Origin of the sequence: Mycobacterium sp. SMC-19 (assembly GCF_045310815.1) — a bacterium.
Classification (GTDB): Bacteria; Actinomycetota; Actinomycetes; order Mycobacteriales; family Mycobacteriaceae; genus Mycobacterium.
In genome coordinates this window covers 80,887-104,414 of the sequence record NZ_JBJIAM010000008.1, presented here as the reverse complement: position 1 = coordinate 104,414, position 23,528 = coordinate 80,887, and the positions used below count along the sequence as shown (strand labels likewise).

Here is a 23,528-nt window from a genome sequence, read left to right as displayed (position 1 = left end):
CTCTCGACAATGATCAACGGTGATCGACACCGGATCAGTACTGACCGAAGGAAGGAACCCCGTGGCCGACTACACCTTGCCGGACCTGGACTGGGATTACGGAGCTCTTGAGCCGCACATCTCGGGTCAGATCAACGAACTGCACCACAGCAAGCACCACGCCGCCTACGTGGCCGGCGCCAACTCCGCACTGGAGAAGCTCGCGGACGCTCGGGCCAACGACGACCACGGCGCGATCTTCTTGAACGAGAAGAACCTGGCGTTCCACCTCGGCGGGCATGTCAACCACTCGATCTGGTGGAAGAACCTGTCCCCCAACGGTGGTGACAAGCCGACGGGCGAACTGGCCGCGGCCATCGACGACGCGTTCGGCTCGTTCGACAAGTTCCGGGCGCAGTTCACCGCGGCCGCCAACGGCCTGCAGGGTTCGGGCTGGGCGGTGCTCGGCTACGACACCCTCGGCGGGAAACTGCTGACCTTCCAGCTCTACGACCAGCAGGCCAACGTCCCGCTGGGCATCATCCCGCTGCTGCAGGTCGACATGTGGGAGCACGCCTTCTACCTGCAGTACAAGAACGTCAAGGCGGACTACGTCAAGGCGTTCTGGAACGTGGTCAACTGGGCCGATGTGCAGTCGCGTTTCGCGGCCGCCACCTCGAAGACGTCGGGGCTGATCTTCTAGCCGCACTGCCGGCACGAGTGGGGCGTCGCGCCATTGGCGTGGCGCCCCACTTGGTTTTATGCGGCGGTTCCAGCTTCGCCTCTCCTCCGTCGAGCCTCGCTAAACCGCCGGGTTTTCAGCGTTTCGTTATCTACCGCCCCGCCGTGTCACCTTGAACCCGCCGTGTGGGTGCCGCATGCTGCCAGACAACCCACCCGCTGAAATGCGAGCAGGCGAATCAGCCAAGAAGCCAAAGTGTCGCGGAGGGTGCGCGATGGAGACGACAGGGTCCGGCCGGGCGATCGAAGTCGCCCCGTTTCATTCCCGTGGCGAGCTGCACGGATTCGTGGTCTTCGGCCGCTGGCCTGAGTCGACCAAGGAATGGGCCCAGCTGCTCAGCATCGCGGTTCGTGTCGCTTCGATGCCCGGATTGCTGCCCACCACAACGGTGTTCGGCACACACGAGGAACTCCCCGACAACCCGGGGCCGGGCACTGTCGGATTGCTGCTGGCCGAGGGCACCGTGACCGGCGAATCGGCGATCGCACCGGGGTACTTCGCCGGCCGCCAACCCTCCGCACTGCTGATGCTGCACCCGCCCTCGGAGACCATTCCCTCGCTGCCTGAATGCCGGGGCGCGGCGTCCGGATGCGTATTGCTGCCCGGCCTGCCCTACTTGGGACTGGAGCACCGGGCCGCCTGGGTGGAAGCCGAATCCGACGGCACCGTGACTTCGATGGTGAGCCGGGTGGGCGTCGACCCGGTCAGCCATCCCGACACGGCGATTCTGGCCATGCTGCTTGCCGCGTAAGGGAATTCGTCCCGGGTTGTCCTGTTCCCGGATCATCGAATTCGGCCCACCGAAATTCCCTGCCGGCTGGCGGCCGGGCCGGGGAGTCACTAGCCTCGGCAGCGACGAAAGGGCGTCCCGCATGCTTGCCGCCATGCTGATCAGCCTGGGCGTGGTCTTCCTCGCTGAACTCGGCGACAAGTCGCAGCTGATAACCATGACCTATGCGCTGCGGCATCGCTGGTGGGTTGTTCTCGGCGGGGTGGCCATCGCGGCGTTCGCCATCCATGGCATCTCGGTGACGGTGGGGCATTTCCTCGGGCTGACGTTGCCCGCCCGTCCGATCGCCGCCGTCGCCGGCGTCGCCTTCATCGGTTTCGCGGCCTGGACATGGCGCGAGGGAACCAACTCCGGGACCGGGGAAGCCACCGTCCGCGAGCCGCGATTCGCGCTGTTCGCGGTGGTGTCCTCGGTGCTGTTGGCCGAGCTCGGCGACAAGACGATGCTGGCGACGGTCGCGCTGGCCAGTGACCGCAACTGGCTGGGTGTATGGCTTGGCGCGACGATCGGGATGGTGCTGGCCGACGCGGTGGCGATCGCGGCCGGGACGGTGCTGCACCGCCGGCTGCCCGAACACCTGCTGCATGCCGCGGCCGCTCTGCTTTTCCTGGCATGCGGCCTGTGGATCCTCTTCGATGAGGCGCTGGGCTGGCGGCCGGTGGCCATCGCCTCGGTCGCCGGATTGGTGTCGGTGGCGGCGGGATCAGCGCTGTGGCGGGCTTCGCTCCGGTGTTCCGGCCAGACCGCCGGAGACGATTCCGCCACGCGTTAGCAAAGCCCGCCGAAAGCTCAGTGCACGGTTCAAACTTCACTTCACCGGAGGTGCTTCCAGAGGCGAGGACCAGCAGAGGAGTATTGGTGGAATTCCTCGCTCACCGATGACGACGCAATTGTGTTGGCGCGTCACGAGAATCCGGCCGCAGTGGCCTCTCCGGCCGGCCGAATGAACTGCACCAAGCCCGATCTCATGCATCAAGATCGAATTCGCTACGGAAACACCCTTGGTTGTGTCGGTAACTATCGCTACGATGATCAGCAAATCATCAGGCGCTACCGCATGCCCCCTCGCGGAGCGCCTGTCGACCGCCTGCCTACCCCCCTGGAGGTCCTATCGATGAGCGCGACGTTCGCTGTCCGCTTGAATCGCCTTTTCGATGTGGTGTATCCACCCGGCCGCGGACCGCATACGTCCGCCGAGGTAATCGCGGCACTCAAAGCTGAGGGCGTCACGATGTCGGCCCCCTATCTCTCCCAGTTGCGCTCGGGTAACCGGACGAACCCGTCCACCGCCACCATGGCAGCACTGGCCAACTTCTTCCGGATCAAGCCGGGGTTCTTCACCGACGACGACTACTACGCCAAGCTCGATGCCGAATTGTCGTGGCTGGACAGCATCCGCGATGCCGGGGTGCGCCGCATCGCAACCCAGGCCGTCGGGCTCTCGCCCGAGGCGCAGGAGGACGTCCTGGCCCGCATCGATGAGCTCCGCCGCAAGGAGCACCTCAGCGCCTGAGGCGCCGGCGCCGCGATTAGGGTGGCTTGATCGGTTCCAGCGAGACACCGGGGAGGCGGCCGCGATGGGCCTGTTCAGAAAACGCAAGAGCCGCGCGACCCGGCGCGCCGAAGCGCGGGCGCTGAAGGCCGGCGCCAGGCTCGAGGCGCGGCTGGCCGCCAAGGGCGAGGCGAAACGTTTCAAGGCCACCCAGCGCGCGGAAGCTCGTGCGCTCAATGCCCAGATCAAGTCGGACCGCAACCGCGATCGCACCGCGCGCAAGGCGGCCGAAAGCCAACTCAAAGCCGCTCGCGACGGTCGGCTCCTGTCTCCCGCGCGCGTCCGCCGGACGCTGGTCGTCACCCGAATGCTGGCGCCGGTCGTGGTGCCGCTGGTGTACCGCGCCGCGATGGCGGTACGCGGCCTGATCGACGAGCAGCGCGCCGCCCGGCTCGGGGTGCCGCTGGCCCGCATCGGCGAATTCTCCGGCAACGGAGCACGGCTCTCGGCGCGGATCGCCGGTGCGGAGAAGACCCTGCGCCTGGTGCAGGACCGCAAGCCCAAGGACTCCGAGACCAAGCAGTTCGTCGCGGCGATCACCGAACGGCTGTCGGACCTGTCGACGGCCGTCACCGCCATCGAGACCATGCCGGGCGAGCGGCGCCGAGTCGCCTCCGCCTCGATCAGTGACCAGCTCGACGGGATCGACGCCGATCTGATGGCCCGGCTGGGGCTGCCGTCATGAGCGCGCGGATGCGGGCCCTGGCGCTGGCCGCGGCGATCACCGCGGGTTCATTCGCCGGAGCCGCTCCGGCCTGGGCACATGTGCACGCCAGCAGCCCCGGCGCGGTCCGGGGCAACTTCGCGATGGTCACCTTCGAGGTTCCCAACGAGTCGCCGACCGGTTCTGCCACAACGGAACTCACCGTGACACTGCCCGACGTGGCCGCGGCGCGCACCGAGACCAAGCCGGGCTGGACCGCCCGGCTGGACCGCGACGCCAAGACCGGCGTGGTGCGGTCGGTCACCTGGACCGCGGCGCCGGGCGCCGGCATCGGTGCCGACCAGTTCGGGCTGTTCCAGATCAAGATGAAACTTCCCGACACCGAGACCGTGAACTTCCCCTCGGCACAGGGCTACGCCGACGGGACCGTGGTGCGCTGGGACCAGCCGCCGCCAGCCGGCGGCGGTGAGGCGGAGCACCCGGTGCCCTCACTGCACCTGGCAAAGGGGCCGGCACAGGCACCCGAACACCATGCGCAGCACCCGGCGCCGTCGGTCTCCGCCGCACCGGCACCGACCGACGAATCGCAGGCCGCTGAGCACCCGGGCGGGCACGCCGACAACCCGGCCCGGCTGCTCGGGGGCGCCGCGCTGCTGGTCGCTGTGCTGGCCGCCACGATCGCGCTGGGTAGGCGGCGAGCGTGAGCCGGGCGCTGCGCGGCGCACTGGCGGGAGTGTTCCTGTTGGGGATGTTGTTCGCCGCAACCGGGGTAGCCGCCGCGCACGCCGTGCTGGTGTCAACAGACCCGGCCCGGGACGCGCAGCTTTCGCGTGGGCCAGAGCGCGTCAGCGCCACCTTCAACGAGCAACTGCAGTCCGACTTCGCCGCCATGACGGTGGTGGGGCCCGACGGGCACCTGTGGTCCACCGGGGACACCCGGGTAGACGGCGCGGTGGCCAGCGTCGCGGTGCGTCCACTGGGGCCCACCGGCACCTACACCGTCCACTATCGGGTCACCTCCGCAGACGGACATGTGGTGTCCGGTTCCTGGCCCTTCGAGCTCACGGTGGCCGGTACCGGGGAGCCGGGCCCCGCGGTGACCGACCGCAATGAGACGGCACCCGCCGTTCCGCGCCGCTACGCCGACCCCCAGGGTGACCTGCCGATTTGGCCCTTCGTGGTCGGCGCGGCGGCACTTGTCGGGGTCGGCCTGTGGTTCAACCGGCCGCGATCCTGACTTTCGGCCAGCGGTCGCCGCTGGCAGATGCTGGCATGATGGGAACGTTGCCGGTGTCGCCGAGTTGATCTGAGACGAAAAGCCGCAGAGGAGCTGCCGTATGACCGAACCGCAAGGCCAGCCCGACCACGAACCCGCCGCTGCGCCCGAGCCGGTTGCTCCGGCTGGAGCTGACCTGCCGGCTGACCCGCCCGGTCCGGCGCCGCAGAAGACTCCCGCAAAGAAGGCACCCGCCAAAAAGGCGCCGGCGAAGAAGGCGGTCGCCAAGAAGGCTCCGGCCAAGGCCGCTAAAAAGGCACCCGCCAAAAAGGCGCCTGCCAAGAGTGCACCCGCGGCGCCTGCCACCCCCGCCGCGGCCCCCACGCCGCCCGCGGTTGCCGCCAACGGCTCGGGCCAACTCACTGAGCGCGCCAAAGAAGCGGCTGCCCAGGCGAAGTCCACGGTGGACACGGCCCGCAATCCGCTGACCCCGTCGGTGTCGCCGGCACGACGTTCGCCCGGCCCGCTGCTGGCTGCCGGAATCCTCGGTGTGTTCGCACTGTTGCTGCTTCGCCGGCTGCGGCGCGCGCGCCGAGGCTGACCGGCGGTGACGGCTCGCTTCCGGCCCACCGCCGACCTGGTCGACGAGATCGGCCCCGACGTACGCAGCTGCGACGTTCAGTTCCGCCAACTCGGCGGCCGCACGGAGTTCGCCGGCCGGATCAGCACCGTGCGCTGCTTCCAGGACAACGCGCTGCTCAAATCGGTGCTCTCCGAACCGGGCGACGGCGGGGTGCTGGTGATCGACGGCGGCGGCTCGCTGCACACCGCGCTGGTCGGTGACGTCATCGCCGAACTGGCCCGCAGCAACGGCTGGGCCGGGCTGATCGTGCACGGCGCGGTGCGCGACGCCTCGACCCTGCGCACCCTCGACATCGGCATCAAGGCGCTGGGCACCAATCCCCGCAAGAGCACCAAGACCGGTGCCGGCGAACGCGACGTCGTCGTCGAGTTCGGCGGCATCGCCTTCGTGCCCGGCGCAACCGCCCACAGCGACGACGACGGCATCGTCGTCGTCTAGGACCGGCACACCGATGGACGCCACCTTGCGGGCGCGCTGGGAACAGCTCCGCGCGCGCGTCGACGACGCGTGCCGGGCGGCAGGGCGTTCGCCGGATGAGGTCGATGTGCTGGCGGTGAGCAAGACCTTCGGTCCCGAGCTGATCCGAGAGGCCGTCGAGCTGGGCTTGCACCGGTTCGGCGAGAACAAGGTCCAAGAGATCAAGGATAAGGCAGGGCCACTGTCCGACTGCGGAATCGACTGGGTGATGATCGGGCACCTGCAGACGAACAAGGCCGGCGTAGTGGCGCGGCTGGCCGCCGAGGTGCAGTCCCTGGACCGGCCCAAGCTGGCCGTGGCGCTGGACCGTCACCTGCGCGCCTCCGGCCGCGTCATCGACGTGCTGGTGCAGGTCAAGACCTCCGACGAGCCCAGCAAGTACGGTCTGGATCCCGACCAACTGCTGCCGTTCCTCGACGAGCTGGCCGGCTACTCCACCATGCGGGTCCGCGGCTTGATGACGCTGGCCATCAATACCGACGACCCCGAGACCGTCCGCGGCTGCTTCCGCCGGTTGCGCCGGCTACGCGATAGCGCCGCCGGACAAGGCCACGACCTGCCGCGGTTGTCGATGGGAATGAGCGGCGACTTCGCGCTGGCGATCGCCGAGGGCGCTACCGAGGTGCGGATCGGGACCGCGCTGTTCGGGTCCCGACCCTACCCCGACTCCTACTACTGGCCAGAGTCCAGCTAGACGCTCACCGGCGCGCGGTGCTTGCTGAACTTCAGCGACTTCTCGTCCACCTTGCCGTGCCGGATCAGCCGCAGGTCCAGCAGATAGTTCTGCTTGAGCCGCCACGGGGCCTCCGACCCGGACCGCGGCAGGTCGTCCATGGCCCGGCGGAAGTAGCCGGGGCTGAAGTCCATGAACGGCTCTTCCTTCACCGCGGCACCGGGGTGCTGGGCCTCGACCCGGTCGAAACCGTTGTCATCCATGTAGTTGAGCACCCGGCAGACGAACTCCGACACCAGGTCGGCCTTGAGCGTCCACGACGCATTGGTGTAGCCAAAGGTCACCGCGGCGTTGGGCACGCCGGAGAACATCAAGCCCTTGTAGGTCATCGCCTTGGGCAGATCGATCGGCTCGCCGTTGCGCAGCAGCGACGCCCCACCCAGCAGCTGCATGTTCAGGCCGGTCGCGGTGATGATGATGTCGGCCTCGAGTTCCTGGCCGGAGTTCAGCCGGATCCCGGTCTTGGTGAACGTGTCGATGGTGTCGGTGACGACGTCCGCCTTGCCGCTGCGGATGGTCTTGAACAGATCGCCGTTGGGCGCCAAGCACAGCCGCTCGTCCCACGGGTTGTATCGCGGCCCGAAGTGCTTCTGCACGTCGAAGCCTTCCGGCAGCCGGTGCTTGGCCATCGTCATCAGCGTCTTGCGCATGTACTTCGGGAACTTCCGCGCCAGCTGGTACTGGAGCGTGCTGAAGCCGATCGCCTTCCAGCGGTTGGCGAAGTGCGCCGCTTTGGTCGGCAGGAACCGGTTTGCCTGCACCGCGAACGGGTCGACCAGGGGCAGCGCGCCAATGTAGGTCGGTGAACGCTGCAGCATCGTCACATGTCCGGCTCCGGAATTGGCCAACGCGGGAATCAACGTCACCGCGGTGGCGCCGCTGCCGATCACCACGATCTTCTTGCCGGCGTAGTCCAGGTCCTCCGGCCAGTGCTGCGGGTGCACGATGGTCCCGGCGAAGTCCGCGGCGCCGGGGAACTCCGGCGAGTAGCCCTCGGCGTAGTTGTAGTAGCCACTGCACGCGAAGACGAATGACGCGGTGATCTGCTCCTGCTTGCCGTCGTTGTCGACGGTGACCGTCCACTGGTTGTCGGCGTCCGACCAGTCAGCCGAAACGACCCGGTGGCGGTACCGGATGTGCTTGTCGATGCCGTTCTCGGTGGCGGCTTCGTTGATGTAGTTCCAGATGTCTGCGCCTTCGGCGATCGAGTGCGCCGACCGCCATGGCTTGAACCGGAAGCCCAGGGTGAACATGTCGGAGTCCGAGCGGATGCCGGGGTACTTGAACAGGTCCCAGGTGCCGCCGAGGTTGTCCCGGCTTTCCAGGATCGCGTAGCTCTTGTTCGGGCAGCGGTCCTGCAGGTGCCAGGCCGCGCTGATGCCGGAGATGCCGGCGCCGACGATCACAACATCGAGGTGTTCAGTCATGGCGCCAGGCTATCAACGGCGTGTTGAGTCAGTCAACACCCTGTTGATTAACTCGACATCGTGTAAAGTAGCCGCCATGGCCAGCCCGAATGCGACCCGTCATGGACGCCGTGGGACGCGGCCGTCCGGCGACGATCGCGAGCAGGCGATCTTGGCAACTGCCGAACGGCTGCTGGAGGAACGCCCGCTGGGCGAGATCTCCGTCGACGACCTGGCCAAAGGCGCCGGAATCTCGCGACCCACGTTCTACTTCTATTTCAAGTCGAAGGACGCGGTGCTGCTCTCGCTGCTGGAGCCGCTCATCGCGGCGGCCGACTCCGAGTTCGTCGGAGCGGTGCAACGTCTGCCGACCGACCCGCGCCGGATCTGGCGCAACGGCATCAAAGCGTTCTTCGTCGCGTTCAGCTCGCACCGGGCGATCGCCCGGGCCGGCACAGAGGCGCTGGCCACCAGCCCGGAGTTCCGGGCGACGTGGAACGCCTTCATGCAGAAATGGATCCACCAGACCGCCGCGATGATCACCGCCGAACGCGACCGCGGCGCGGCACCGACAACCATCGACGCTCTGAATCTCGCGACGTCACTGAATCAGATGAACGAGCGGACCATGATGGCCGCGTTGATGGCCGAGCAGCCGTCAGTGCCGCACGATCAGGTGGTCGAAACGCTGACCCACGTCTGGGTCAGCAGCATCTACGGCCAGGCGTCCTGACGCCGACGGGAACCAGGCGCGTTCAGAAGCCGCCGACGCCGAACCCGGCCAGCAACACCGCAAAGCCGCCAACTTCGCCGATGATCAGCAGCACCATGCCGACGTGCAGACGCCACCCGAGGTGCTCGAACTGATTAGTGGTGTCGCGCAAGGCGCCGTGCAGCATGTAACTGCCGATCGCGACGACGAAGAAGAACACGATGACCATCGCCGCGACCATGTTCACCCAGGTCGGCCAGGCGCTGAGCTCTACGAACACCGCCACCAGCATGGTCGCGAAGGAGTACATCAGCGCCGCTCGATGGGCGATGTCAACGTAGACGTGGGCCTGGCGATTCTCCGAGGTAGCGATCTGTTGGTACTTCCACACACCCAACAACAGCGCGAGCAGAAAGATCAGGCCCGCCGACAACAACGTCACCTTGGTGTCGATGTCCAGATTCATGACCACCGGGTGAGCCTACTTCCCGCCACCCGAGTTTGCGGCTCCGCAGGCCTTCCGATCGCCGCTGGACTCACGGCCCTCGACCCGCCGCTAAGCTCGGCTGGATGCGCTTCGCGTTCAAGACCTCACCGCAGAACACCACCTGGGCTGACATGCTGGCCGTCTGGCGAGCCGCGGACGACATCGACGTCTACGAGTCCGGCTGGACCTTCGACCACTTCTACCCGATCTTCTCCGATCCGACCGGGCCGTGCCTGGAGGGTTGGACCACCCTGACGGCGCTGGCCCAGGCCACCGCTCGGTTGCGCGTGGGCACCTTGGTGACCGGCATCCATTACCGTCACCCCGCCGTACTGGCCAATATGGCCGCCGCCCTCGACATCATCTCCGGCGGACGGTTGGAGCTGGGGATCGGCGCGGGCTGGAACGAAGAGGAGTCGGGGGCCTACGGCATCGAGTTGGGCAGCATCCGCGAGCGCTTCGACCGCTTCGAGGAGGCCTGCCAGGTCCTCATCAGCCTGTTGAGCACCGACACCACCACCTTTTCCGGCACCTACTACCAACTCACCGACGCCCGCAACGAGCCCAAGGGCCCGCAGCGGCCACACCCACCGATCTGCATCGGCGGCAACGGCGAGAAGCGCACGCTGAAGATCGCCGCGAAATATGCCCAACATTGGAATTTCGTCGGCGGCACTCCCGCCGAGTTCGCCCGCAAGCGGGACGTGCTGGCCGGCCATTGCGCCGATATCGGGCGCGACCCGGAGCAGATCACCTTGTCGGCGCACCTGCGTTTGCAGCCGGATCTCGATTACGGGCGAGTGATCGAGGACGCCGCAGCACTCGGCTCCGAGGGTTTGGACCTGGCGATTGTCTACCTGCCGACGCCCCACGACCCGGCGGTACTGGAACCGTTGGCGGAGGCGATCCGTGATTCCAGCCTGATGGCTCCGATTACGAATTGATAACGGTCAGCAAACTCTTCCCGGGAGCTAGCGCCGGCCGCCTCGGGTTCCTACGTCGCGAAGCGCAAGAGTTCGTCGGCGGTGACCAAGCGCTCATGCTTCGCGGGGAACTCTCGGCTCCTGCGCGGATGCCGCAGCAGTGACCAGGCCATACGGCCCATCCGGTATCGGTATATCGGGTTGATGTACACGGCGCTGACCCCCGCCCCGGCTCGGACCAGATTGGAATAATGCGGACCATGTTAACACGCCGTTAACGTGGATCACATAGCTAACCATTAGACACCCGGCACATGGCAAACAAAACACGACGCGCCGACGCCTGGGGCAGAAGTTGTTTAAGTGGCTTGTGAGGCTGTAGCGCCGATTCGCTCGGCGGCCAGGCCGCGCGCCCGGACGATCGGCGCAACGGAGCGCTCGACCTTGGAGCCGACCAGCGCGCCGTCATAGAGCAACTGGAGGTCGCCCGCGCGTTCCAGCGCGTCGGTAACACCGGCTTGAGCAAGGAGCTCCGCCAACGTCGTATGCATCCAGCGACGATGGGCAACCACCGGCTCAAGTTCGGTACCGGCGTACGCGCCGGCCGCGTTGACGTACAAGCACCCGCGGTAGCGACGCTTCTTGGCGGCCGCCGCGGCCAGATCGAAGAACAACAGGATCTGCTCGATGGGATCGTCCAGTCGAGCCGCGGCCCCGTGGTATCGCTTGCGATCAGCCTGATCCAAAGCGGTGAGGTAGGCCAGCACGAGCGCTTCCTTGGAGCCGTAGAGGCTGTAGAGGCTCGCCTTCGCCACCCCGGCTTCGGCCAGGATCCGATCGATACCCACTTCCCGAATGTCTTGTGCTGCAAAGAGTTCTGTCGCTGTCTCGAGAAGACGTTGCGCGGGCGGGACGCCACGGGTGGCCCGCGAGGCCTGATCCCGGCCCGGTCCGGTCGTGCGCGTCATGGCAGCAGATTAACCCAGTCGCCTCGATAGACAGGGTTGTCTATCGCTGGCACCGTCGTAGCCATCCGACGGCGAAAGGACAACCCCATGACCCTGTACCTCTACGAGATCGCTCCGCTGCGCCTCGACCGCTCCGACGCCGACCGCGCGATCAAGGAACTCGACGCTGTCATCCATCAAGGCGGGGGTGAACTGATCGAGGCCCAGGTGACCGGTGAGGCACACCGGATCTTCGCGATCGCGGAATTCGGCTCCTGTCAGGCGCCTTCGATCGATGCGACCACCCTGTCGGTGGCCGAGGTCAGCGGCCCACACCCGGTACGGCTGGTCGGCGCCGAGGTCGCGCAACTCAAGGCCGCCCGCCCCGCCGCCGGCTATCTCGTCGAATGGGACCTGCCCGCCGATCTGGACATGGACACCTACTTGGCCCGTAAGAAGGCCAAGTCGCCGAAGTATGCCGACGTCCCCGAGGTGACCTTCTTGCGGACCTACGTGCGCGAAGACATGGACAAGTGCCTGTGCTTCTATGACGCCCCCGACGAGACCGCGGTCCGCCGCGCTCGTGAAGCCGTCACCACTCCGATCGACCGACTGCACCGCCTGGAAGGCGAGCAGCGGTGAGCGCTCCGGTGCGCTTTGTGCACACCGCGCTGGCCGACCTCACGGCGATCGTGGCGGACCGTGCCGAGGCGCTCGACTCCGGTGGCCTCGACGTCCGCGCCGACCTGGCTCTGTTCGGGTCGGCCGGCTTCTTCGAGGCGGCATTGCGCGACGACGGTCTGCCGGAGCTGGTTTCGATGATCGAGCACACCGCGGCGGCGAGTCTGGCGGTCGGATTCTCGTTGTGGGCGCACACCATGGCGGTGACCTACTTGGCCCACGCACCGGCACCGGCACGTGCGGTCCGCCTGAAGGCGCTGAGCAGCGGTGCCCGCGCGGGAGTGACGGCGATGGCGGCCGGACTCAAGCAGGTCGCCGGCCTTGGCCCGGTTCCCCTGGTCGCCGACGGTTCCGGTGACGACCTGCGCGTCACCGGGCCGATTCACTGGGCGTCCAACGTCTTCGATGATTCCCTGATCGTGTTGCCGGCCCGCCGCCCCGATGGAGCAACCCTGGTAGCGGTGGTCGATGCGAATCATCCGGGCATCACGATCAACCCGGCTCCCGACTTGATGGCGCTGGGAGCCACCGCCTCAACCTCGCTTCGCCTCCACGATGTCCCGGTCCCCCCAGAGCAGATCCTCACCAACGACCTGGCTTCCTTCGTCAGCACCATTCGACCGACATTTCTGTTGCTGCAGACGGCCTTCTGTGTCGGAGTGGCTGCCGCCGCGATCGAGGGCGCGGGCCAAGCCGGCGGCAGGCTGGCCGAGCAGTTCGGCGCCGAGCACGCCGAACTCGGCCGACAGCTTCACGGGTTGCGCGACAAGCTGTTCACACTGACCGGCCGCTCACACGCGGCCGGCCTCGCCGACATCATCCGGCTGCGCCTGGACGCCGCGACGACCGCGGTCGACGCCACCCGGCTGGAGTCGACGTTGGCCGGCGGTGCCGGCTACGCCACCCGCAGCGCGGCCAACCGACGCTTCCGGGAAGCGGCTTTTCTCCCTATTCAATCGCCATCGGAAGGACAACTGCGGTGGGAACTGAGTCGGTACGAGTAGCCCAGGGCAGCAAGCGGTTTGGATCCGTCACGGTCCTGCGCGATATCAACTTCTCGGTCGGTGACGGTGAGTTCGTCGCGGTCCTGGGGAGCAGTGGCAGCGGCAAATCGACACTGCTGCGGGTGTTGGCCGGGCTGGAGTCACTTGACGGCGGCACCGTCACCTGGAACTCCGACGGAAACCGGCCACGCACCGGTGTGGTGTTTCAGCGACCGCTGCTGATGCCGTGGTTGAGCGTCGCCGACAATGTCGCCTACGCACGACGCTTCGCCGCCCACCGCGCGGACTTCGACCAGGCGCGTGCCACTGAGTTGATGACCCGCTTCGGTGTCGACCAGCTGGCCGACCGGTATCCCGATCAACTGTCCGGAGGTCAGGCGCAACGCGTGGCCATTCTTCGTGCGGCGGCTACCAACCCGCGGTTGCTGTTGCTCGACGAGCCTTTCAGCGCACTGGATCCCACCACCCGCACCGACTTGCAGGGCTGGCTGGCCCAGTTGGCCGCCGAGCTACGGGTGACCGTTGTGCTGGTGACGCATGATGTCGACGAGGCACTACGACTGGCCGAGCGGGTCGTGCTGCTCGGCGCCGACGGGCGGCTGCGAAGTGAGTGGTCGGTCGGCAGCACAGCTCCAGGCGATAACACCGGCCTGCGCCAGGAGATCCTCGCGCACTACGACGCCCAGCCCATCGGCGTCGCCGGGGTGCGGTCGTGACCGCACTGACCCGACGCAGGTTGCTGATCGGCGGGGCGGCAGCTGCGGCGGCCGGCGGTGCCTTCGGCATCGGTGACCTCGCCCGCAGCGCAACCGTCGGCCGCGCCGCCGACACCGGCGGCCCGCTGCGTATCGGTTACCTGCCGATCACCGACGCTGCGCCACTGTTGCTGGCGCACAACGCGGCGTTGTACCCGGCTGGGCTGGTCAGTTCGGCCAAACCGGTGCTGTTCCGCAGCTGGGCAGCGCTGGGCGAGGCGTTCGTGACGGGCAAGGTGGATGTGGTGCATCTGCTGATGCCGATGGCGGTCCAGCTGCGCTACGCCCTGGGCGGTGGAGTTCGGGTATTGGGCTGGAATCACACCAACGGTTCGGCGCTGACCGTGGCACCGCACATCGAGGATCTGGCAGACCTGGCCGGTACCCAGGTCGCGATCCCGTTCTGGTGGTCCATCCACAACATCGTGTTGCAGCAACTGCTGCGCGCACACGGCTTGCAACCGGTGGTGCGGCGCAGCGCTTCTCGCTCGGCACGCACCGTCGAGCTGATCGTGATGAGCCCGTCGGACATGGTGCCCGCGCTGGCCAACCGCTCGATCGGCGGCTACGTCGTCGCGGACCCGTTCAACGCGGTCGCCCAGATCAAGAAGATCGGCCGGATCCACAGCTTCCTCGGCGACGTGTGGCGTGACCACGCCTGCTGCGTGCTGATCACCCGCGACGACGTGATCGCCCAGCGGCCCAACGCCATCCAACAGGTGACCGACGCCGTGGTCGGTGCGCAGCTGCTTCTGAACGACGACCGGGTAAAGGCGGCCAAAGCACTGGGCGGCGGCCACTACCTGCCGCAACCGGTGCCGGCGGTTCAGCTGGCGCTGACCTATCCCGATCCCCCGTATCCGCTGGCACATCCGGACTGGCAACCGCAACGGCTCGGCTTCACCCCGTTCCCCTTTGCCGGCTTCACCCACCGCCTCGTAGAAGCGATGGGTGAGACGGTCATCGACGGCGATCGCCGCTTCCTGGACCGATTGGACCCGGCCCGGGTGCACGCCGACCTGGTCGACGACCAGTTCGTGCGATCCGCCTTGGCACAACACGGTGGGCCGGGGGCGTTCGGCCTAGCCGCATCACTGGACCGAGAAGAACAGGTACATGCCTCATGACCACCATCGCAGTGCAGCCCAATGACCAGCCGGCCCCAGATGCCGATACGGGTGCACGGTCACTGTGGTGGCCGCGGGTGTGGCCCCCGGTCGCCAGCGTCGGCGTGGCCGTCACGCTGTGGTGGGCCGCGACTTCGGTGCTCTGCGCCCCGGCGTCGCTGCTGCGACAGACCGCACCGCAGCATGTGGTTGCGGCACTGGCGGACCTGGTCGGTCGGGGCGTACTGGTGTCCGACACCGCGGTAAGCCTCTACCGCCTGCTGATCGGTCTGCTGATCGCCGCCCTGGTCGGCATCCCGGCCGGCCTGCTCATCGGCCTGAGCCGCACCGCGGAGCGGGCGGCCGGGCCGGTGGTGGCGTTCCTGCGGATGATCTCGCCGCTGTCGTGGACCCCGATCATCGTGGCGGTGTTCGGGATCGGCAGCCAGCCGGTGATCTTCCTGATCGCCGCCGCGGCGGTCTGGCCGGTGCTGCTCGGAACGGTCGCCGGAGTGCATGCAATCGACCCGGGCTACCTGCATGTCGCGCGGTCGTTGCACGCCAGCCGGTTCGAGCAGTTGACCGCCGTGGTCCTGCCGGCGGTCCGCGTGCAGGTACAGAACGGTCTGCGACTGGCCCTGGGCATCGCCTGGGTGGTGCTGGTGCCCGCCGAAATGCTCGGCGTGCGATCAGGACTGGGGTATCAGATCCTCAACGCCCGCGACCAGCTCGCCTACGACCAGGTCGTCGCGGTGATCGCCGTGATCGGCGTCCTCGGCTACCTGCTCGACCTGGCCGCCCGCATCCTTCTCGCGCCGCGCCGGAGCGCCGCGAGCTGAATGCGGGCTGGCCGGCTCAGCGAAGCGGCGCCGCCGTCGCGGCGATCGGCGACGGCAATGCGGTGCGGCCCATCAGATACCGGTCCACACTCGCAGCGGCACCACGCCCTTCGGCGATCGCCCACACGATGAGGGACTGGCCCCGGCCCATGTCGCCGGCGACATAGACACCCGGCACCGCGGTCGCGTACTCCGCGTCGCGGGCCACGCTGCCGCGTTCGGTGAACTCCACGCCCAGATCGGCCAGCAGCGGCGAACGTTCCGGCCCGACGAATCCCATCGCGAGCAGCACCAGATCGGCTTCGAGCTCGAAGTCGGTGCCCTCCACCTTCTCGAAGCCACCGCCCCGGCGGCGCACCTCGTGGGCCCGCAACCCGGTCACCCGGCCGTCGCGGCCGGTGAACGCCTCGGTGTTGACCGAGAACACTCGGTCACCGCCCTCTTCGTGCGCAGACGTGGTCCGCATGATCAACGGGTACGTCGGCCACGGGGTGGAAGGATCACGGATCTCCGGAGGACGCGGCATGATCTCGAACTGGTGCACGCACGTCCCGCCCTGGCGGTGCACCGTGCCCAGACAGTCGGCGCCGGTGTCACCCCCACCGATGATGACCACCTTCTTGCCGTGCGCGGTGATCGGCGGCTCGGCCAGGTCGCCGGCTTGCACCCGGTTCGCCCACGGCAGGTATTCCATCGCCTGATGAATGCCGTCGAGCTCCCGGCCCGGGACCGGCAGGTCTCGCCAGGCGGTAGCGCCGCCGGCCAACACAACCGCATCGAACTCTTCGCGCAGCTGCTCGACCGTCAGATCCACCCCGACGTTGACACTGGTCTTGAATAGCGTTCCCTCGCCGGCCATCTGCTCCAAACGCCGGTCCAAGATGCGCTTCTCCATCTTGAATTCCGGTATGCCGTAACGCAGTAGCCCACCTATACGGTCGTCGCGCTCGAAAACCGTGACCGTGTGCCCGCCCCGGGTGAGTTGCTGGGCGGCGGCCAACCCGGCCGGTCCCGAGCCCACCACCGCGACCGACTTCCCGGTGCGGACCGACGGCGGGATCGGCTGCGCCCAGCCCTCGGCGAAGCCGCGTTCGACGATCTCGTACTCGACCTGCTTGATGGTCACCGGCTGCTGGTTGATGCCCAGCACACAGGCCGGTTCACAGGGCGCCGGGCAGAGCCGCCCGGTGAAGTCCGGGAAGTTGTTCGTGGCATGCAGCCTGTCGAACGCCTCACGCCAGCGCCCGGTGCGCACCAGGTCGTTCCACTCCGGGATCAGGTTGCCCAACGGACAGCCATGGTGGCAGAACGGGATACCGCAGTCCATGCAGCGTCCGGCCTGCTTGCGCAGGGTGTCCTCGGCGAAATCCTGATACACCTCGTTCCAGTCGCCCACCCGGTCTGAGACCGGACGGCGCAACGGCAGGATGCGCTGGGTGTTGGTGATGAATCCTCTCGGGTCAGCCATGAGCCGCCGCCATAATCGCCTCCTCTGGATCTGTGCCGCTGGCTTTCGCCTCGGCGACCGCGGCGAGAACCCGCCGGTAGTCGCGCGGCATCACTTTGACGAAGTCCCGTCCGCGGTTGGCCCAATCGGCCAGGATCGCGCGAGCGGGCACCGAGTCGGTGGCGGCGATATGCGCCGCCAACACGTCACGCAGCCAAGCCACATCGTCGGCGTCGAAATCGTCGAATGTGTCGAGGTCCACCATCTCGGTGTTCAGCCGGTCGCCCAGCTGCCGGTCCGGGTCATAGACGTAGGCCACTCCCCCGGACATGCCGGCGGCGAAGTTGCGCCCGGTCGGACCCAACACCACCACTTTGCCCCCGGTCATGTACTCACAGCCGTGGTCACCGACTCCTTCGACCACCGCCACCGCACCGGAGTTGCGGACCGCGAACCGTTCCCCGACCACCCCGCGCAGGAACACTTCGCCGGAGGTGGCGCCGAATAGAATCACGTTGCCGCCGATGATGTTCTCTTCGGCGACGTAGCCGTCTGGCGCGTCCAGCGGGGGACGGACCACGATCCGACCACCGGACAGCCCCTTGGCGACGTAGTCGTTGGCATCGCCGAAGACCCGCAGGGTGATCCCCGGAGGCAGGAATGCCCCGAAGCTGTTGCCGGCCGACCCGGTGAAGGTGATGTCGATGGTCCCCTCTGGCAACCCCTGAGCACCATAGGCTTTGGTGACCTCATAGCCGAGCATGGTGCCGACCGTCCGGTTGACGTTGGATATCGCGCTGGTGAACTTGACCGGGGCTCCCGCGTCCAGAGCCTCGCGACTCATGGCGATCAGCTGCTGATCCAGAGCCTTGTCCAGCCCATGGTCCTGACTGGAAGTGCAGTACAGATCCTGGTTCATGAATGCTGACTCCGGTTCGTGGAGGACCGGTGCGAGGTCGAGCTTGTGGGCCTTCCAGTGGGCCCGCGCCAGCGTGGTGTCCAGCGCGTTCACCTGGCCGACAGCCTCGTTGAGGGTGCGGAACCCCAATGCCGCAAGGTACTCGCGAACCTCTTCGGCGATGAACCAGAAGAAGTTCTCAACGAACTCCGGCTGGCCATTGAAGCGTTCACGCAACTGTGGGTTCTGAGTTGCCACGCCCACCGGGCAGGTATCCAGATGGCAGACCCGCATCATGATGCAGCCCGACACCACCAATGGCGCAGTGGCGAAACCGAATTCCTCGGCCCCCAGCAGCGCCGCGATCACCACGTCGCGTCCGGTCTTGAGCTGGCCGTCCACCTGCACCACAATTCGGTCCCGAAGCCCGTTGAGCAGCAAGGTCTGTTGGGTTTCAGCCAACCCCAGCTCCCACGGCGCTCCGGCGTGCTTGAGCGAGGTCAGTGGCGCTGCACCGGTTCCCCCGTCGTGGCCGGAGATCAACACCACGTCGGCGTGTGCCTTGGACACTCCGGCCGCCACGGTTCCGACACCGTTTTCGGCGACCAGCTTCACGTGGATGCGGGCCTCCGGGTTGGCGTTCTTCAGGTCGTGGATCAGCTGCTTGAGGTCCTCGATGGAGTAGATGTCGTGGTGCGGCGGCGGGGAGATCAACCCGACACCCGGGGTGGCATGACGAACCTCGGCGATCCACGGATACACCTTGTTGCCCGGAAGCTGACCACCCTCACCGGGCTTGGCCCCCTGCGCGATCTTGATTTGCAGATCGGTGCAGTTGACCAGGTATTCGCTCGTCACGCCGAATCGCGCCGAGGCGACCTGCTTGATCGCGCTACGTCGCCAGGAGCCGTCCGCATCGGGAAGGAAGCGGCCGGAATGCTCGCCGCCCTCACCGCAGTTGGAGCGGCCGCCGATCCGGTTCATCGCGATCGCCAACGTTTCGTGTGCCTCGGCGGAGATCGAGCCGTAACTCATCGCGCCGGTGGCGAACCGCTTGACGATCTCGGTGGCCGGCTCCACCTCTTCGACGGGAACCGGCGGCCGCTCACCGGCCTTGAATCGCAGCAGACCACGCAGCGTGGCCAGGCGTTCACTCTGGTCGTCGACCAGCTTGGTGTACTCCTTGAAGACCGCGTACTGGCCCGTCCGGGTGGAATGCTGCAGTTTGAACACCGTCTCCGGGTTGAACAGGTGGTGTTCGCCTTCGCGTCGCCACTGGTACTCCCCGCCCACCGGCAGTTCACGGTGCGCCCGCTCTTCCGGGCGATCCAGGTAGGCCAGCGCGTGGCGGGCGGCGACATCGGCGGCGATGTCGTCGAGGGTGATCCCGCCGATCGGGCAGTACAGACCGGTGAAGTATTGGTCGAGGACGTCTTGGGAGATGCCGATCGGCTGGAACAGTTGCGCCCCGGTGTAGGACGCCCGCGTCGAGATCCCCATCTTGGACATGACTTTCAGCACACCCTTGCCGGCGGCCTTGGCGTAGTTGGACAGGGCCTTGTCGCGGTCGAGGCCTTCGATCAGGCCCCGATCGAGCATGTCCTCGACGGACTCGAACGCCAGGTACGGGTTGACCGCGGCGGCGCCGAACCCGATCAGCGCCGCCATGTGGTGCACCTCGCGGGCGTCACCGGACTCGACCACCAGGCCGACCTTGGTGCGGGACCGCTCGGCGACCAGGTGGTGATGTACGGCCGCGGTGGCCAACAGCGACGGGATGGGAGCCATCGTCTCGTCGGACTCCCGATCGGAGATCACCAGGAAGCTGGCGCCCTCGGCGATCGCCTCCGAGGCTCGGGCGCATACCTGCTTGAGCGCTGCGCGCAACCCGGCACCGCCCGCGGCAGGCGGATACAGGCAGCTGATGACGGCCGTAGACAGGCCGTGCGGGCCCCGGGAACCGATCCGCTGGTCCGGGCTCAGCTTCACCAGCTTCGCCAGCTCGGAGTTGCTCAAGATCGGCTGCGGCAGCACGATCTGCCGCCAGGTGGGTTCGTCGGTGTTGAGCAGGTCGCCTTCCGGGCCGAGCGCGCCCTGCAGGCTGGTGATCACCTCTTCGCGGATGGCGTCCAACGGAGGGTTGGTGACCTGGGCGAACAACTGCTGAAAGTAGTCGAACAGCAGCCGAGGCCGCGCCGAGAGCACCGCCACCGGGGTGTCGGTACCCATGGATCCGATCGGCTCAGCGCCGGCGCGCGCCATGGGTGCGAGTACCAGATTGAGCTCTTCGTAGGTGTAGCCGAACATATGCTGCCGCAACAGAACCCGGTGATGCTCCATCCGCGGTGCGTCACCGGGGGGAAGCTCGTCGATTCCGATCAGGCACTCGTCGATCCACTGCTGGTACGGCCGCTCACCGGCCAGCGTCGATTTGACCTCGCGATCAGAGATGATCCGCCCGGCGGCGGTGTCCACCAGGAACATCTTGCCGGGCTGCAACCGCTGCCGGTGCACCACCGTGGCGGGGTCCAGGTCGAGTACCCCGGCCTCGGACGCCATGACCACCAGCCCGTCCGCGGTGACCCAGATACGTGATGGCCGCAGGCCGTTGCGGTCCAACACGGCGCCCACCACGGTGCCGTCGGTGAAGGTCATCGAGGCCGGGCCGTCCCACGGCTCCATCAGCGAGTCGTGGTACTCGTAAAAGGCCCGCGTCGGCCCATCCATGCTTTCGTGGCGTTCCCAGGCCTCCGGGATCATCATCAGCACCGCGTGCGGCAGGCTGCGGCCGCCCAGATGCAGCAGCTCGAGCACCTCGTCAAACCGGGCTGTGTCGGAGGCGCCCGGCGTGCAGATCGGAAACAGCTTGTCGACTGTGCTTTTCGCGTTCCCGGAGCGTCCGGAGCCGAAGACCTCGGTGCGGATCAGCGCCTCCCGGGCGCGCATCCAGTTCTCGTTGCCGGTGACGGTGTTGATCTCCCCGTTGTGCGCGATCCGACGGAACGGGTGCGCCAGCGGCCACGACGGAAAAGTGTTGGTGGAGAACCGGGAATGGACGAGGCCCAACGCGCTCTGCATCCGCGCGTCGGCCAGATCCGGGTAGAACGCCTTGAGCTGCGGCGTGGTCAGCATGCCCTTGTACACCATGGTTCGGCCGGAAAGACTTGGGAAATAGACGGTTTCCCGTCCCGGCCCGTCCTGACCCGGGCCCTTGCTGCCCAGCTCGTGTTCGGCGCGCTTGCGCACCACATAGGCACGCCGCTCCAAAGTCATGCCAGACGCCCCGCCGATGAACAGCTGCCGGAAGCCGGGCATCGCGTCACGGGCCAGCGCACCCAACGACGAGTCGTCGATCGGCACTTCGCGCCAGCCGAGTACCTGCAGGCCCTCGGCTTCCACGATCTTCTCGAGGCCGGCGCAGGCTGCCGCCGACTCTTTGGCCGACTGCGGCAGAAAGGCGATCCCGGTGGCGTAGCTGCCTTCGGGAGGCAGCTCGAAATCGGTTACGGCCCGCAGGAACAGATCCGGGATCTGGATCAGAATCCCGGCGCCGTCGCCGCTGTTCGGTTCGGCTCCGGCTGCGCCTCGGTGCTCCAAGTTGAGCAGCGCCGTGACCGACTTGTCGACGATGTCGCGACTGCGTCGGCCATGGATATCGACCACCATGGCCACCCCACACGCGTCATGTTCGAACGCGGGGTTGTAGAGCCCCACCCGACTGGGTGCCATCGCCACCTAACCCTTCGCACATCCCTGCCCGTTGCCCTCTATGGACAAGCGGTCAAGGGGATTGGTCCGTGCGACGTTGAACGGCGTTCCTGCCTGAAAAATCTCACAGGCAACGCCACGATATACCCCGACCCAGCAAACGTGCTAGTTCGCTGGACAGCACGCTTGCCGTGAGGTTTGTGTTACGCCAACGCAATAACTGGATGATGTCCAGGAAATGTGCACTGCCTATCGTTTGGCTGTCTGCACGCGAAGGAGACCAATATGGCCGCCGACATTTTCAAGCTCGTCGCCGACGAGTCCGTTGAGTACGTCGACATTCGATTCTGCGACCTGCCGGGGGTTATGCAGCATTTCTCGATCCCGGCCGCTGCGCTCGATGAAAGCGTATTCGAGGACGGCCTCGCCTTCGACGGTTCGTCGATCCGCGGCTTCCAGTCCATCCACGAGTCGGACATGCTGCTGCTGCCCGACCCGGAAACCGCCCGCATCGATCCGTTCCGGGCCGCAAAGACGCTGAACCTCAACTTCTTCGTCCACGACCCGTTCACCCGCGAGCCTTACTCACGCGACCCACGCAACATCGCGCGCAAGGCCGAGAGCTATCTCACCAGTACCGGCATCGCCGACACCGCCTACTTCGGCGCCGAAGCCGAGTTCTACATCTTCGACTCGGTGAGCTTCGACTCACAGATCAACGGGTCTTTCCACAAAGTGGATTCGGTGGCCGGCTGGTGGAACACCGGCCGCACAACCGAAGCCGACGGCAGCCCCAACCTCGGATACAAGGTTCGCCCCAAGGGCGGCTATTTCCCGGTCGCGCCCACCGATCAATACGTCGATCTACGCGACGCAATGTCGACCAATCTCACCAACGCCGGGTTCACCGTCGAACGCGGCCACCACGAGGTCGGAACCGGCGGGCAAACGGAGATCAACTACAAGTTCAACACCCTGCTGCACGCCGCCGATGACCTGATGCTGTTCAAATACATCATCAAGAACACCGCCTGGGCGCACGGCAAGACGGTGACATTCATGCCGAAGCCGCTTTTCGGGGACAACGGTTCAGGTATGCACGTCCACCAGTCGGTATGGCAGGACGGCGAGCCGCTGTTCTACGACGAGATCGGTTATGCCGGACTCTCGGACACCGCCCGGCACTACATCGGCGGAATCCTGCACCACGCGCCGTCACTACTGGCGTTCACCAACCCCACCATCAACTCCTACAAGCGCCTGGTTCCGGGCTACGAGGCGCCGATCAACCTGGTCTACAGCCAGCGCAACCGCTCGGCCTGCGTGCGCATCCCGATCACCGGTACCAACCCCAAGGCCAAGCGGCTCGAGTTCCGCTGCCCGGACTCCTCCGGCAACCCGTACCTGGCGTTCTCGGCCATGTTGATGGCCGGCATCGACGGCATCAAGAACAAGATCGAGCCGGCCGCCCCGGTCGACAAGGATCTCTACGACCTTCCGGCCGACGAGGCGGCCTCGATTTCGCAGGCGCCGACCACCCTGGCCGAGGTGATGGACAACCTCGAGGCGGACCACGAATATCTCACCGAAGGTGGGGTTTTCACCCCCGATGTGATCGAGGCCTGGATCAACTACAAGCGGGACAACGAGATCACCCCGGTCAACCTGCGCCCGCACCCCTACGAGTTCGCGCTCTATTACGACTGCTGATCGGGGCGCAAGCGCGACTCGGGCTGGGCTGCCCGGCGATGGGCGCTTCCGCGACTAGGCTGCGGTGTTGATGGGCCGCCTGGCCGTGCCGCCGTATGCCTCGAGGAGC

General features: G+C 66.8%; 23 protein-coding genes. 18 read left to right on the top strand and 5 right to left on the bottom strand.

The window, feature by feature from the left end:
* Window positions 1-61 precede the first annotated feature (61 nt).
* The 10 genes from ACJH5R_RS17905 to ACJH5R_RS17860 all read left to right on the top strand — a co-directional run bounded on the left by ACJH5R_RS17905 (window position 62) and on the right by ACJH5R_RS17860 (window position 6,757).
* Window positions 62-682 carry a superoxide dismutase gene (locus ACJH5R_RS17905; RefSeq protein WP_406756674.1) on the top strand — a complete coding sequence of 207 codons (621 nt, stop codon included), beginning with the start codon at window positions 62-64 and terminating at the stop codon, window positions 680-682.
* 253 nt (window positions 683-935) lie between these two features.
* Window positions 936-1,472 carry a peptidase gene (locus tag ACJH5R_RS17900; protein ID WP_406756673.1) on the top strand — a complete coding sequence of 179 codons (537 nt, stop codon included), beginning with the start codon at window positions 936-938 and terminating at the stop codon, window positions 1,470-1,472.
* Window positions 1,473-1,593: 121 nt separating this feature from the next.
* The gene (locus tag ACJH5R_RS17895; RefSeq protein WP_406756672.1) at window positions 1,594-2,283 is read left to right on the top strand and encodes a TMEM165/GDT1 family protein; all 690 of its coding nucleotides are present in this window, start codon (window positions 1,594-1,596) and stop codon (window positions 2,281-2,283) included.
* A gap of 342 nt (window positions 2,284-2,625) precedes the next feature.
* Window positions 2,626-3,024, top strand: a complete 399-nt coding sequence (locus ACJH5R_RS17890) for a transcriptional regulator (RefSeq protein WP_406756671.1) — start codon at window positions 2,626-2,628, stop codon at window positions 3,022-3,024.
* Between the two features lie 64 nt (window positions 3,025-3,088).
* On the top strand, window positions 3,089-3,748 hold the full coding sequence (locus ACJH5R_RS17885) for a DUF6474 family protein (RefSeq protein ID WP_406782504.1): 660 nt from the start codon (window positions 3,089-3,091) through the stop codon (window positions 3,746-3,748).
* A complete protein-coding gene (locus ACJH5R_RS17880; protein WP_406782503.1) occupies window positions 3,745-4,431 on the top strand; it encodes a YcnI family protein in 687 nt (228 codons plus the stop codon). The genes ACJH5R_RS17885 and ACJH5R_RS17880 overlap by 4 nt, the downstream gene beginning before the upstream one ends.
* Window positions 4,428-4,964, top strand: a complete 537-nt coding sequence (locus tag ACJH5R_RS17875) for a copper resistance protein CopC (RefSeq protein ID WP_406756668.1) — start codon at window positions 4,428-4,430, stop codon at window positions 4,962-4,964. The genes ACJH5R_RS17880 and ACJH5R_RS17875 overlap by 4 nt, the downstream gene beginning before the upstream one ends.
* 100 nt (window positions 4,965-5,064) lie before the next feature.
* Entirely contained in the window at window positions 5,065-5,544 is a 480-nt protein-coding gene (locus ACJH5R_RS17870; RefSeq protein WP_406756667.1) for a nucleoid-structuring protein H-NS, read from the top strand.
* 6 nt (window positions 5,545-5,550) lie between these two features.
* The gene (rraA, locus tag ACJH5R_RS17865) at window positions 5,551-6,024 is read left to right on the top strand and encodes a ribonuclease E activity regulator RraA (RefSeq protein ID WP_406756666.1); all 474 of its coding nucleotides are present in this window, start codon (window positions 5,551-5,553) and stop codon (window positions 6,022-6,024) included.
* 13 nt (window positions 6,025-6,037) lie between these two features.
* Window positions 6,038-6,757 carry a YggS family pyridoxal phosphate-dependent enzyme gene (locus tag ACJH5R_RS17860; RefSeq protein ID WP_406782502.1) on the top strand — a complete coding sequence of 240 codons (720 nt, stop codon included), beginning with the start codon at window positions 6,038-6,040 and terminating at the stop codon, window positions 6,755-6,757.
* Here ACJH5R_RS17860 and ACJH5R_RS17855 read toward each other — a convergent pair.
* Window positions 6,754-8,223 carry a flavin-containing monooxygenase gene (locus ACJH5R_RS17855; protein ID WP_406756664.1) on the bottom strand — a complete coding sequence of 490 codons (1,470 nt, stop codon included), beginning with the start codon at window positions 8,221-8,223 and terminating at the stop codon, window positions 6,754-6,756. The genes ACJH5R_RS17860 and ACJH5R_RS17855 overlap by 4 nt on opposite strands.
* 76 nt (window positions 8,224-8,299) lie before the next feature.
* Here ACJH5R_RS17855 and ACJH5R_RS17850 point away from each other — a divergent pair, with 76 nt between their 5' ends.
* A complete protein-coding gene (locus ACJH5R_RS17850) occupies window positions 8,300-8,935 on the top strand; it encodes a TetR/AcrR family transcriptional regulator (RefSeq protein ID WP_406756663.1) in 636 nt (211 codons plus the stop codon).
* 22 nt (window positions 8,936-8,957) lie between these two features.
* On the opposite strand, the gene ACJH5R_RS17845 is transcribed toward ACJH5R_RS17850, so the two are convergent.
* The gene (locus tag ACJH5R_RS17845; protein WP_406756909.1) at window positions 8,958-9,380 is read right to left on the bottom strand and encodes a hypothetical protein; all 423 of its coding nucleotides are present in this window, start codon (window positions 9,378-9,380) and stop codon (window positions 8,958-8,960) included.
* A gap of 104 nt (window positions 9,381-9,484) precedes the next feature.
* Between ACJH5R_RS17845 and ACJH5R_RS17840 the strand changes: the two genes are divergently transcribed.
* Window positions 9,485-10,345 (top strand): LLM class F420-dependent oxidoreductase, encoded by an 861-nt coding sequence (locus ACJH5R_RS17840; RefSeq protein ID WP_406756662.1) that lies wholly within the window; start codon window positions 9,485-9,487, stop codon window positions 10,343-10,345.
* A gap of 338 nt (window positions 10,346-10,683) precedes the next feature.
* On the opposite strand, the gene ACJH5R_RS17835 is transcribed toward ACJH5R_RS17840, so the two are convergent.
* Complete coding sequence (locus ACJH5R_RS17835; RefSeq protein WP_406756661.1) at window positions 10,684-11,292, bottom strand: TetR/AcrR family transcriptional regulator; 609 nt, start codon at window positions 11,290-11,292, stop codon at window positions 10,684-10,686.
* A gap of 87 nt (window positions 11,293-11,379) precedes the next feature.
* On the opposite strand from ACJH5R_RS17835, the gene ACJH5R_RS17830 reads away from it, so the two are divergent.
* From ACJH5R_RS17830 to ACJH5R_RS17810, 5 genes are read left to right on the top strand one after another with little or no spacing between them, the layout of a single operon-like run.
* Complete coding sequence (locus ACJH5R_RS17830) at window positions 11,380-11,913, top strand: DUF4242 domain-containing protein (protein ID WP_406756660.1); 534 nt, start codon at window positions 11,380-11,382, stop codon at window positions 11,911-11,913.
* A complete protein-coding gene (locus ACJH5R_RS17825; RefSeq protein WP_406756659.1) occupies window positions 11,910-12,956 on the top strand; it encodes an acyl-CoA dehydrogenase in 1,047 nt (348 codons plus the stop codon). The genes ACJH5R_RS17830 and ACJH5R_RS17825 overlap by 4 nt, the downstream gene beginning before the upstream one ends.
* Complete coding sequence (locus tag ACJH5R_RS17820) at window positions 12,932-13,672, top strand: ABC transporter ATP-binding protein (protein ID WP_406756658.1); 741 nt, start codon at window positions 12,932-12,934, stop codon at window positions 13,670-13,672. The genes ACJH5R_RS17825 and ACJH5R_RS17820 overlap by 25 nt, the downstream gene beginning before the upstream one ends.
* Window positions 13,669-14,838, top strand: a complete 1,170-nt coding sequence (locus tag ACJH5R_RS17815) for an ABC transporter substrate-binding protein (protein WP_406782501.1) — start codon at window positions 13,669-13,671, stop codon at window positions 14,836-14,838. The genes ACJH5R_RS17820 and ACJH5R_RS17815 overlap by 4 nt, the downstream gene beginning before the upstream one ends.
* The gene (locus ACJH5R_RS17810) at window positions 14,835-15,656 is read left to right on the top strand and encodes an ABC transporter permease (RefSeq protein ID WP_406756656.1); all 822 of its coding nucleotides are present in this window, start codon (window positions 14,835-14,837) and stop codon (window positions 15,654-15,656) included. Before ACJH5R_RS17815 ends, ACJH5R_RS17810 begins: the two co-directional genes overlap by 4 nt.
* Before the next feature lie 16 nt (window positions 15,657-15,672).
* Here ACJH5R_RS17810 and ACJH5R_RS17805 read toward each other — a convergent pair whose 3' ends face one another.
* Together ACJH5R_RS17805 and gltB are read right to left on the bottom strand one after the other, a co-directional pair.
* Entirely contained in the window at window positions 15,673-17,124 is a 1,452-nt protein-coding gene (locus tag ACJH5R_RS17805; RefSeq protein ID WP_406756655.1) for a glutamate synthase subunit beta, read from the bottom strand.
* Window positions 17,117-21,730 (bottom strand): glutamate synthase large subunit, encoded by a 4,614-nt coding sequence (gltB, locus tag ACJH5R_RS17800; RefSeq protein WP_406782500.1) that lies wholly within the window; start codon window positions 21,728-21,730, stop codon window positions 17,117-17,119. Before gltB ends, ACJH5R_RS17805 begins: the two co-directional genes overlap by 8 nt.
* A gap of 264 nt (window positions 21,731-21,994) precedes the next feature.
* Here gltB and glnA point away from each other — a divergent pair, with 264 nt between their 5' ends.
* Entirely contained in the window at window positions 21,995-23,419 is a 1,425-nt protein-coding gene (gene glnA, locus ACJH5R_RS17795; protein ID WP_406782499.1) for a type I glutamate--ammonia ligase, read from the top strand.
* Window positions 23,420-23,528: the final 109 nt, after the last annotated feature.